The organism is Dyadobacter sp. HNCC25DJ186, assembly GCF_056895235.1.
Map to the genome: position 1 here is coordinate 14,229 of NZ_JBXHAS010000002.1, position 11,528 is coordinate 25,756.

9 protein-coding genes are annotated in these 11,528 nt (G+C 40.2%); 4 read left to right on the forward strand and 5 right to left on the reverse strand.

Features of this window, described 5'->3' with window-relative positions; translation table 11 throughout:
* Positions 1–12: 12 nt before the first annotated feature.
* The 4 genes from AC1XUO_RS05030 to AC1XUO_RS05045 all read right to left on the reverse strand — a co-directional run bounded on the left by AC1XUO_RS05030 (position 13) and on the right by AC1XUO_RS05045 (position 5,112).
* On the reverse strand, positions 13–1,377 hold the full coding sequence (locus AC1XUO_RS05030; protein ID WP_483328671.1) for a TolC family protein: 1,365 nt from the start codon (positions 1,375–1,377) through the stop codon (positions 13–15).
* 72 nt (positions 1,378–1,449) lie between these two features.
* On the reverse strand, positions 1,450–2,100 hold the full coding sequence (locus tag AC1XUO_RS05035) for a TetR/AcrR family transcriptional regulator (RefSeq protein WP_483328672.1): 651 nt from the start codon (positions 2,098–2,100) through the stop codon (positions 1,450–1,452).
* 169 nt (positions 2,101–2,269) lie between these two features.
* Positions 2,270–3,979, reverse strand: coding sequence for a sodium:solute symporter family protein (locus AC1XUO_RS05040; RefSeq protein ID WP_483328673.1), 1,710 nt, complete (start codon positions 3,977–3,979; stop codon positions 2,270–2,272).
* Between the two features lie 296 nt (positions 3,980–4,275).
* Positions 4,276–5,112, reverse strand: coding sequence for an MOSC domain-containing protein (locus tag AC1XUO_RS05045; RefSeq protein WP_483328674.1), 837 nt, complete (start codon positions 5,110–5,112; stop codon positions 4,276–4,278).
* Positions 5,113–5,210: 98 nt separating this feature from the next.
* Between AC1XUO_RS05045 and AC1XUO_RS05050 the strand changes: the two genes are divergently transcribed.
* The 3 genes from AC1XUO_RS05050 (at position 5,211) to AC1XUO_RS05060 (ending at position 9,741) form a co-directional block, all read left to right on the forward strand.
* Complete coding sequence (locus AC1XUO_RS05050; RefSeq protein ID WP_483328675.1) at positions 5,211–6,923, forward strand: FAD/NAD(P)-binding protein; 1,713 nt, start codon at positions 5,211–5,213, stop codon at positions 6,921–6,923.
* 627 nt (positions 6,924–7,550) lie between these two features.
* On the forward strand, positions 7,551–9,011 hold the full coding sequence (locus AC1XUO_RS05055; protein ID WP_483328676.1) for a choice-of-anchor E domain-containing protein: 1,461 nt from the start codon (positions 7,551–7,553) through the stop codon (positions 9,009–9,011).
* Positions 9,012–9,111: 100 nt separating this feature from the next.
* A complete protein-coding gene (locus tag AC1XUO_RS05060; protein WP_483328677.1) occupies positions 9,112–9,741 on the forward strand; it encodes a response regulator transcription factor in 630 nt (209 codons plus the stop codon).
* Between the two features lie 58 nt (positions 9,742–9,799).
* Here AC1XUO_RS05060 and AC1XUO_RS05065 read toward each other — a convergent pair whose 3' ends face one another.
* Entirely contained in the window at positions 9,800–10,231 is a 432-nt protein-coding gene (locus tag AC1XUO_RS05065) for a hypothetical protein (RefSeq protein WP_483328678.1), read from the reverse strand.
* 611 nt (positions 10,232–10,842) lie between these two features.
* Between AC1XUO_RS05065 and AC1XUO_RS05070 the strand changes: the two genes are divergently transcribed.
* On the forward strand, positions 10,843–11,517 hold the full coding sequence (locus tag AC1XUO_RS05070) for a lipid-binding SYLF domain-containing protein (RefSeq protein WP_483328679.1): 675 nt from the start codon (positions 10,843–10,845) through the stop codon (positions 11,515–11,517).
* Positions 11,518–11,528: the final 11 nt, after the last annotated feature.

The window sequence follows — 11,528 nt, forward strand, 5'->3', positions numbered from 1 at the left end:
GAGTTTCAATAATTAATAGTTAAGTTGACCAAGCGCCTTCTGTACATCGATCTTGTTGGCCAGTACCTGATAGAGTGCATTATAATAGTTGATTCGGGCCAGACGAAGGTCCGTTTCAGAAGTGATAACTTCCAGATAAGTTTTGATACCTGAGCGGTATTGCAGCTGAATTACATCGTATACCTCTCGTGCCAGATCAACGTTTTCTTTCTGCGCCAAAAGGTTTGCAAGGCTCCCTTTATAATATCCCAGCGCGTTGGCATATTCAGAATTTACATTCAGTTTTAAATTTTGAATGTCCTGATCAACACGTTTTACCTGCCAATCCGCAATATTGATATTCGCCTTACGCTTTCCACCCTGGTAAATAGGAAGACTCAAAGTCAGCGCAGCAAAGGAGTTCGGGAAGTTATTGCCGTACAGGTCGCTGAATTGGTTGTTCTGGTAATTCAGGTTATAAGCCCCGTTCGCAGAAATTGTAGGCAAAAAGCTCATCTTGTTATATTGTAAATTAGATTCAAGAAGCCTTTTTTGCGTGCTCAATTGTTGAAACTCAATCCTTGCGTTAATTTCCGGGCCTTGCAATGTGTCCAGTATAATTTCTCTTTCAAGTTGGAGAGAATCATAAGTAATTTTAAGATCGTTACCCAACGGATAGCCCATCAGCGATTTCAGATATTCCTGCTTGCCCTTCAAAATTTCTTCATTGCTTTTTTTGGCAGCTTTGGTGTTGTTCAAAGAGATGGTTGCACGTTTAAAATCAATTTTGTCCGCGATACCTGACTGATACTGATTCTGCGCATCTTTCAAACTTCTTTCCAGCCGGACGATATCTTCTTCGGAAACACGGATTTGCTCTGTGGTTGCCAACACATCGTAAAATGCTTTGGACACATTGACTGCAAGATCGATCTTGTTAAAAGTCGTATTCTGACCTGCCTGAAGAAGCACATCACCTTTCGTCCTTTTTGCAAGCAAAACATCACGGTTGAATATCGCCTGCGAAAGCGTAAACTGTCCAGCAGAGGTATTGTTTACACCAAGCCTTACAGGGTTTCCGGCAATGACACTCGTCTGAATAATGAAGTTATGCTGCAAATTGTAATTGAAGTTAATCTGCGGATACCAGTCTGCAAGTTTGCTTTTTACAGTATTTTCTGCAATGCGTTCATCAATAACGGACTGCCGGATTACCGGTTGATTCTTTAAGGCATACTGAATAATATCTTCCAAATTGCCGCTGACGAGTGTATTCTGTTCGGCACCATTTTGCGTGGCGGAGGCCTGCTGGCCCACAACCAGCAATGGCGCCAGTATCAGAAGTGAAATACTGAGTGCTAAAAATCTTATTGTTTTAGCTTTACAATAAAAATTCATGAAAAGGGAATTGTTAATTGAGAATGAATTATGGTGTTATTTTCTTAGGATAAACGGGAGAGTATTGTAGCATTAACTCGCAATAGCTTCGTTTAATTCCTTATCAAGTACTGCTCTGAATATTTTTTTCAGGTGGATACTTAATTTTCGTTTCAGGTGATTATTAAGTTCATCCTGCGACAGATCTTCTAATTGGTAGATATGGCGATAAAATGGCTGCGTGCTGATCGCCTGGTTGAGCGTTCCAAAAAGTGTAGTAGAAAGCATTAGTATATCAACGTTCGCCGAGAATACACCAAGTTTTTGCCCTTCCTGAATAATTCCTTCCATGGCCCGGAGATGTTTGGTCTTCATCACCGTGAGAAGGTCTGAGATAATTGGAGTGCGACTCCCTGCCAGTTGCTCGCGAACCACGATATTATGAAAACACTGTTTTTCAATTAACCGGTCAACGATACCGTCTATCATCAGGTTCACTTTCTGCATGGGCGAGAGGTCAACATTCAGCAGCAAACTTTCCAGCCGATTGACGAAATCTCTTGATCTTGTTTCAAAAAGTGCCTCGATCAATTTTTCTTTAGAGCCGAAATAATATGATATCATGGAGACGTTGATATCTGCTTCCTGCGATATGTCACGGATAGAAGTACCCGAGAATCCTTTTTCTGCGAACAGCTTTTCGGCCACGCCGATAATCTGTAATTGTTTGTGATTATATTCCATTGGCTAGTATCAGGCGTCAATGTTATATTACGCGTCGCCTGATAACGGAGCCAAAGGTAAATGAATAAAAAATTAAATCAAACGTTTGTTTGAAAATATCAAACACTTATTTGATTAGTTGAAAATAAACTTCGTAAAAGACAAAAAGTGTTTTTATTGGGATTTCAGACTAAGGCATTTCTATGGAAATTTCCTTCTCTGGCTCTGGCCAGATTTTCTCTAAAATAAATGCGAAGGTGATTACCAGAACACATCCAATCAGATTTAGCCATAAAAATGCAGTCAGATCTTTCCAGTAACTTAATACTACGAAAATTTCGCCAAGGATGGCTGCCCAGAATATCGCGCGTCCGCCTATGCTTTTAAAATAAAAGGCAACAAGGAAAATTCCTAAAATGACGCCGTAGAAAAGTGAGCCCAACACATTAACCGCCTCTATCATACTGCCCAGACGGCTGGCATACTGCGCAACAAATATGCAGAATATACCCCAGAAAAATGTGGCCCAGCGTGACGCCCGCACATAGTTTCTGTCCTTGTCATCCTTATGGTACAGGCGTTTGTAAATGTCGACAATGGTACAAGAAGCCAGTGAATTATAGGCCGCGGCGACAGATCCCATGGATGCCAAAAGTATAACTGCGATGAGAAGCCCAAGCATTCCGACAGGAAGATAATCGATCACGAAACGCAGAAATATATAATTGACGTCATTCACGTCACCTCCGTTCGCTTTGGAGAGTAAAGTTTGCGCTTTGCCGCGTACTTCCTTTACGTCATTTTCAATTTTTCCAAGAACGATTCTTGACTTGTCGATCGCCGGCCCGTCTTCTTTATTTAAAGCATCGGTAAGCGCCATGACATGCGCATGTTTTCCTTTTTGAATCAGCGCATGATCTTTTTCAAGTTTTTCAAATTCGGCCGCGTACTGCGTTTTCTTAATTTTATTTACTTCTACCTGATTAAAAAAAAGAGGTGGGTTAGTAAATTGATAAAACGCAAATACAAGGACGCCAACGAGTAAAATCAAAAATTGCATCGGAATTTTGAGAAGTCCATTCATGGCAAGGCCAAGTTTGCTTTGCCCCTGAGAGCTCCCGGTCAGGTATCTGCCAACTTGTGACTGGTCTGTTCCGAAGTAGGAGAGTTGAAGAAAAAAACCGCCAATCAGCCCTGACCAAACATTATATCGGTTGTTAAGATCAAAACTAAAATCGATCAGGTTGGTTTTTCCCATTTTGCCTGCCACATGAAGCGCATCAGTAAATGAGACATTCTCAGGTAACAACCTGACAACCATAAAGCCGGCGATTACCATCCCGATTGTGACAATGCCCATTTGCTGCAAATGCGTGTGTGACACCGCCTGCGCTCCTCCGGAAACGGTGTAGAGCATAACAATTCCACCAGAAATAATATTGGTCCAGGTGATATCCCAACCCAGAATAGAGGACAAGATCAGAGAGGGCGCATAAATTGAAAGTCCGGTTGAAAGACCCCTTTGCAGAAGAAATAAAAATGATGTCAACGTTCTGGTACGTAGGTCAAAACGTCCTTCCAAAAACTCGTAGGCTGTAAATATTTTCAGCTTATTGAATTTTGGGACAAAAGTGATGCATAGGACGACCATGGCCAGCGGCAGCCCAAAATAAAACTGGACAAAACGCATACCATCCGTGTAGGCCTGGCCTGGCGCAGAAAGAAACGTAATTGCACTGGCCTGAGTTGCCATAAGGGACAACGTAACGTGGTACCAGGGAAGTGATTTATTTGCCAGCAGATATGAATCTATATCCTTATTTTCCCGGCTTTTGTAAATACCGTAGGAGACAATAAATATCAGTGTTAAAGAAAGTACAATCCAGTCAAGATAGCTCATTCGAAATGGGTCATGAATAAATAAAAGAGGGCAATGAGAACTACAAGGGTCGCGATCAAAAGCGTATAAAGCTGAGGCCATGAACGCACAAAAGGAGGCAATCCATCTTCTCGACCATTCTCGGTACGATCTTTTTTATCCATTTTATCAAAGGTTCAGGGTTTGTTTTAAATCTGCCAGCTGGCTGCAACAAAAATAGAACGCTTTTTGGTTTGTTTTAGCATATTTTGAGTTTCTGAATTGATTTGAGCTTTATATTATCATTTGTTAACAAATAAAATAGGTTGATTCTAACATCAAATGTTCGTTTCGGATAACACCTTAACCAAGTCCCCTTCACAAACCCTACCGCTATCCGGACCGGTAAGGTTTTGTCCAAATAGAATTTTCTTATCAACTCTTCGGTAAGAAGCCAATGTTTTTAAAGGTTCGGTGCCCTTGACAGCTAAGTCCTGATCGACATTAATTAATATACATCTTTCACATGGTTTTGACACCAGAAACTGAGCTGAACCGATCTCAATATTGTGCCACTGGTCTTCTGCATAAGGCATCGTATGAGCAACCACAAAATTAGGTCGGAAACGCTCCATGGTAACAGGCTGCGCAAGTTTGTTATTCAGATCATCCAACGACGCCTGCGAAATCAGTAAAAAAGGAAAATCATCGGCGAAGCTGACCAGTGCCGGTCCGTAACTATCCTCTGCATGCATCACGCGCTGGCTTGAATCGGGCATATAAACCATACGAACATTTTTTTCCAAATGCTGGCTCAACCAAACATCCAGATCATCGCAGACCGTTACAGCTTCGACAGTATCATTCCAGACTTTTACATTCAAGGTTTGATTTGATACAGGATTGAATGGCATAAACACCGAATTTCCTACATCAGTTTTATTAAATATCAGAAATCCTCTATCCTTTTTAATGATGCTCAACAGCGCCATTTTTGGGTTGGACCTTTGCGTAAGAAATGTTCCGTTTTGATCTACGACCATCCATCGTCGGTCATATTGCAGGCCGCGCTGCTCAATAAGGGATTCTTCAAGACGAATGCCGCCGAGTGATTTTACCGGATAAATCCAAATTTCTGATAACGTCATGAGCTCAAATGCTAAACTGATTTCCACAGTTGAGTCAAAAAACCGTTCCAAAAGATGCTGGTACAATTATTTAATTAATCACCTTTGAATCGTATTAGTATCAAACTTAGCAACGGAACAAAACTTTGAAAAAGCAGATAGCCATTCTGGGCGGTGGCCCGAGTGCATTGTTCATCTACAAAAGGTTTGCAGAAGATGCAGAGCCTGATTTTGAAATTCACATCTTTGAAAGTAAAGACCGGCTTGGTGCCGGAATGCCATACAGCGACCAGGGTGCTAATGTAGAGCACGTTACCAATGTTTCTGATAACGAAATTCCGGAAATTGTCACTTCGATTAACGACTGGATGCAGACACTACCCGATGACGTGCTGGAAAAGTTTAATATTGATAGGGATCGGTTCCATGAATATAAAGTGCTACCGCGATTGCTCTTTGGACAATATTTAACCGATCAGTTTGAAATGCTCATTAAAAAGGCGGCCGGCAAAGGAATAAAGACCGAAATTCACTTCAATAGCAGCGTTGTGGATATTATCGATGAGCCGGAAGCAGCTAAAACCAAGATTGAAGTAGCCGATAAAGGAATATTTGAGTTTGATCAGGTTATCATCTGCACCGGGCACAAGTGGCCATTAAAATACGAAGGAAAGATTCCGGGTTATTTTGATTCTCCATATCCCCCTGCAAAACTCAAATTGCAGCTAAATCATCCGGTAGCACTCAAAGGTTCTTCATTGACTGCAATAGATGCAATCAGGACATTAGCAAGAGCTAATGGACATTTTGGGACCGATAAAGAGGGGAAAGTAAGTTATATTCCAGCTCCGGAAAGTCCTGAATTCAAGATGGTTATGCATTCAAGAAATGGGCTCCTGCCGGCTGTAAGATTTCACCTGGAAGATCCGCTCGTATCAAATGATTCGCTGTTAAGCGAAGAGGAAATTAATCAAAATCGAGCTGAGAATGATGGATTTTTGTCACTCGATTTTGTTTTTGAAAAGGAATTTAAAGATTCCTTCATCGAAAAAGATCCAAGGTTTTATACAAAAATCAAGGATTTGAGGATGGAGGAATTTGTGGAGTCTATGATGGGCCTGCGCGAAAGCAAGGATCCATTTACGCTTTTCAAAGCTGAATACCGCGAAGCCGAACAATCCATAAAAAACAAGGAATCAATTTATTGGAAAGAAATGTTGGCTGTGCTGAGTTTTGCAATGAACTATCCTGCTAAATATTTGTCAGCAGAAGACATGATGCGTCTCCAAAAAGTACTGATGCCATTAATCTCCGTGGTTATTGCGTTTGCTCCACAAAGTTCATGTGACGAGCTGCTCGCAGTTCATCATGCCGGAAGATTGGAAATTATTTCTGTCGGTGAGGAAAGTACGGTAGAACCCTTTGAAAACGGTGGTATCAACTATAATTATACCGATGACGCAGGGCATTCAAAGTCCGTTCATTTTAAAACTTTTGTGGATTGTGTCGGTCAGCCTCATTTGTCTTTTGATGCTTTTCCATTTCATAGTTTGGTAGAAAACAATACGGTCAGCCGTGCAAAGATCAGGTTCAAGTCTGCTGAACAGGCAAAAGAACAGATGGAAAATGGAAATCAGAAAGTGGAGGAAGCGTCTGACGGGCAGTTTTTTCTTAACGTTCCGGGTATAACGATCAACGATAATTTTCAGGTTGTGGATGCCGAGGGAAAAGCCAGTGATCGGATTTATATTATGGCTGTGCCATATATCGGAGGTTATAATCCTGATTATTCCGGTTTGGATTTTTGTGAAGAGGCATCAGCCAACATTGTCGACAGCATTCTCGGTATTGAGGCATGATCACAAGATAACCAGAAAGCACAGAGTACGGTATTAATGCCGGATTCTGTGCTTTTCAATTTAATAAAAAAATAAAAAAGTATCTCCCAAAGAGAAGGATTAATTTATGTCCGTACCCGACCTTTCCATATCAACAGTGCTTTCATTTACATTTTGATAAACAAATCTTCTCAATCTACTACGTCTGAAAACCTTGTATTTGTGGCCATTTCGATGCGAAAATGTTTTGGATTGTGCTTCCTGTATTCTGTTTAGGAATATGCCAATGTGTGTTAAAGGTCGAATTAATACGAATGTGCGATTTGGCAGATTTATTCCTGCTTAACCAGGTACCAGCGCAGTCAAAAATCTAATAATTCTTTTCAATAAGTCACTTTTGATCAGTTTTTAGTGGTTTAAATAGAAAATATTCTAACTGTTGCTGAAATTAGTTTGATATAAATTATCACTAATTGTGATTTTTTATATCACATAATTCTATGAATTCAAATATAAATCTCTACAAGGAGCCATTATTTATTTAAGAAATTTGCTGTGCGTTAAACAGCCATTAGTCTAACGCTGATCATGTCAGACAGGCTGTTGATATTCATTAAATTTCTTATTAAATCACTAATTTTGCCCTTCATGATGAGAACAACTACACTCTCTCTAAAACTCATTTTATTTGTTTTATTATCCCTGGAATTAAAAGCACAAACCTATCCTGTATTACCCGCTCCTGACCACGATACGGATCACAACGCCTTTGTCACAGGCTCAGTGACGGTTTCGGGAAGTAATCAAAAACTGCCCGGGGTGGTTGTAAGGTTATCAAGAGTAGTGCAGGGATCGCCAAGTGTTCCCGTTTCATATACACTCACAGATGGAAATGGTGATTTCAGCATCACTGGTCAAAGTGGCGTAGAATACGTTTTGCAATATGATTTCCCTGCAAGTGGATTTACGGCGCCGACGGGCAATCCATCCGCTGCTTTCACGGTAGCTGCCGGGAGTAATGTAGCACCAAACGGTGGTCTGGCTTTGCAAAGAAACAGCAATACGATTACTAATTGTAATGTTCTGATTCCTGCACTTACGAACTCTGAGCGGACAATAGGTGTTGAAAAAGCTATTCCGCTTAGCGGAGCTGTCCTTCAAAATATTTCTGTGTTCACCTCTGCATTAGCCACCCACCCTGAAATAGCTGTAACCAACAACTCTCCGGCGGCAAGTAGAGTAACGACTCTTACGATTGGAGCTGCAACTCAATTCCTTGGTCCTGGTGAGGTATCACTAGTAGTTAGGTCACTTAGAGCATTTGCAGATGAATTTCCCGCGTCATCAAATCTCGTTATCCCGGCAGGTGAATCATTGACCTACTATGATATTTCTTCTGGTCAGGCAAATAATACTTTGGTAGCAGGTGACAAAACCGCTTATTTAGGAACGGGAAATGTCCAGTTTAATGTCAATGCCAACGGTTCAAAAACGATTTCGACCACCAGCGGTAATACGACAAGCGCTGAACAAACGTTTGCCAACGCAGGTGTCTGTTTGACATATACCTACAATGAAGATCCTTTACCAGTAACACTTATCTCATTTGGCGTAACAGCAGAAGGGAAAACAGCTCAGTTAAATTGGGCAACAACGTCTGAAACGAACAGCGAAAGATTTGAAATCCAAAGAAGCGCTGATGCGAAAATCTGGAACGCGTTGTCGTCTGTGACAGCGCAGGGTGAAAGCAGCACAAGAGCCAATTATTATTTTACAGACACAAATCCTTTAAATGGCCAAAATTTTTACAGACTGAAAATGATCGACCGTGACGGAACGTTTGCATATAGCCGTATCAACAGTATCAAGTTCAAAGGGGAATTAAATTCGGTAAAAATGTATCCAAATCCTGCTACCAGTATTTTAAATATTGATGCGCCAGGAAGTCAAATCCAGAAAGTTGAAATTTACAATCAGGCCGGTCAACTGATCAAAGGTTCGTCAGCAAATGCTGTGGACGTTAGTAATTTTGCCAGTGGAATCTATTCAGTGCGTGCAGTTTATACCAACGGGCAAGCCGATCAACGTAAAGTAGTCATTGCGCACTAAGTCACGATAAGACTGAATTTTTTTATTAAAACCAGGCACTCTTTCTCATTTTAGAAGGGGTGCCTGTTCATACTTTCAGCTTTAAAGTCTAGTTTTGCATATGAATCTTTTGATAATTGATGATTTTACCCTGATCAGGCTCGGGGTCCGTACAATCGTATCGGAATTAGATCCTACGGTAAATTTTTATGAAGCAAAATCTTTTTCACAAGGTTTGGCAATGATTGAGCAACGACAATTTGATATGGTCATTCTCGATATTAATATTCCCGGAAGTGAAAATGTCAGAATGGTTGAGCTTATTCGCTCAAAGCAAAAAGAAATAACCATTTTTATTTATTCCGCCCATGATGAAAGTATTTATGCCCTGCCTTTTCTAAAAGCGGGTGCTGACGGATTTTTATCCAAAACAGCCAGTACCGATGATTTTGCACTTGCCTGGAAAGTATTACGCAAAAAAAGGAAATATGCCAGCAGCGGGGTGCAGGAGATGTTATTAAATTATGTAGGTTCAAGTCCCTATACCGAGGACGGGTTCAGGAATTATGGTCTTTCGGTCAAAGAGCTGCAAATCATGCAATTAATGAGCCAGAATAAATGGAACAAGGAAATTGCAGCGATTATGAAACTTAAAGAAAATACGGTCAGCAGTTATAAAAGACGTATTTACGAAAAGTTGAAAGTAAAAGATGAACTGGAATTTCTTCGAAAAGTGAGATTATACTCCTGAAATGCAGTAAACTCAATAATCAGGAAATTCAGGTTTCCTGATTATTGAAAATTTATCATTAAGCAAAAAAGCTTGGTTTTTGAAGGTAACCTGGCTGCCAGCTAGAGTCTCTGCGACGAAGCGCACGAGCAATATTCAATACTTCATCCAGACGGCGGCTTTGCTCGCTGATCGGATCCTGGCTATGAAAATACTGGCCTACAATTTCCCACTCAAACAAGTCCGTTTTGGCATCATAAATTCCCACAGGGATGCGGTCTCCGTCGGTCATCAGCATGCCCAGGGTTGATTGCGCCTGCGATTGTGCAGAGCAGCCTATGTGATGATACTGAGATTTGTACTTGTACAAAACCGAAAAACGGTTTTCGGAAATCTCGTCGGATTTAGCACTTTCCCTTACCATTCCCGAATTCGATAGGAGCAGGTTTTTAAAAGAATTTCTCAAATTTAATAATGCAGATTTTCTTTTATGTTTTAATACTTGTGTCATGATCGTTTTGTCTGATGAATAAATTTAAAAATACTACCGGAAGCTAAAAGTGTACTAATCACCTTATTGTTTTAATTCAATTTTAAGTGCTTAAACGCTCACATTAAATTATTTCCGTATTTGAGTATTTTTTAATTACTAAATGTTTTTATTTATTAAAATAATTATGTGTCTGCAAATTTAGAACTTAGTTTTATTTTCTCAAATATTTGCCCACAAACGATAAACATGTTTTGTTTATCAATAGTTTATGAATTGTATTCAAATTGTGTATTATCCTCAAATTATAAAGTATAGTTATTTGAATAGTTATATTTTTGTTATGTTTTTAGGTGTATTTTTATTATAGTTATGAATAGAAATCTTTAATAATCTGACAAATGCTGAAATCGCACATAGCTAAATAATTATATTTTATGGTTATATTGTATGACTTCGACAATAGCGATGTCGCTGGGTGAATGGATCGGATTTACACGTTTTAAAAACTTTTAGGACAACGTGTATATTTTGGCATGATAGTTTGCGTTTATCTCGAACCAGATCTTCCGGAAGCACCAGCTCGAAGAAATTTGAATAAATTATTTTGGACGTAAAGAATGATGTTTAACATGAAATCAGTAGTTAAGTTATGGCAGCTAAGTTTTTTGCTTAGTGTTGTGACATTGTCAACCGCTTCGGCACAAGATAAGGAAGAGGAGAAACTGAAAGCTTCTATTGCAGTTCTAGGGGATTTTAGTGAAATGAAAGAAAATATTCCGGCACAGCTTCTATCGCTTTCTCAGGGTATTATCATTGTACCTAAAATGATCAATGCAGGATTGATGATCGGGGGGAAACACGGAAAGGGTGTTGCGATGATCAAAAACAGCGCAGGACAATGGAGTGATCCCATTTTTGTGACCATCACCGGAGGAAGCGTGGGCGCTCAGATTGGGGTACAGGCTACTGATCTGGTTCTGGTTTTTAAAAGCAGCAAGACACTTACCGAAATTGGAAAAGGTAGTTTCACTTTGGGTGGGGATCTGTCAGTGGCTGCGGGCCCGGTTGGACGCAGTTCGTCTGCACAAACCGATTACAAACTTGAAGCGGAAGTTTATTCATATTCACGAAGCAAGGGACTTTTTGCCGGGATTACATTGAATGGAGCAGCACTTTCAGTGGATGGAAAAGCCAACAATGAATTTTATGGTAATTCTTCGGACGCCAATACCATCCTGACCACCTCAAACAGTAATTCTGAGCTGGTATCAGATTTAAAGTCTAAGCTGGATAACTTTAAATAAGCAAGTCACAG

Excerpts from the sequence above, each read along its gene's own strand:
- AC1XUO_RS05030 (WP_483328671.1), bottom strand. The coding sequence starts at position 1,377 with ATGAATTTTTATTGTAAAGCTAAAACAATAAGATTTTTAGCACTCAGT.
- AC1XUO_RS05035 (WP_483328672.1), bottom strand. The coding sequence starts at position 2,100 with ATGGAATATAATCACAAACAATTACAGATTATCGGCGTGGCCGAAAAG.
- AC1XUO_RS05040 (WP_483328673.1), bottom strand. The coding sequence starts at position 3,979 with ATGAGCTATCTTGACTGGATTGTACTTTCTTTAACACTGATATTTATT.
- AC1XUO_RS05055 (WP_483328676.1), top strand. The coding sequence starts at position 7,551 with ATGATGAGAACAACTACACTCTCTCTAAAACTCATTTTATTTGTTTTA.
- AC1XUO_RS05060 (WP_483328677.1), top strand. The coding sequence starts at position 9,112 with ATGAATCTTTTGATAATTGATGATTTTACCCTGATCAGGCTCGGGGTC.
- AC1XUO_RS05065 (WP_483328678.1), bottom strand. The coding sequence starts at position 10,231 with ATGACACAAGTATTAAAACATAAAAGAAAATCTGCATTATTAAATTTG.
- AC1XUO_RS05070 (WP_483328679.1), top strand. The coding sequence starts at position 10,843 with ATGAAATCAGTAGTTAAGTTATGGCAGCTAAGTTTTTTGCTTAGTGTT.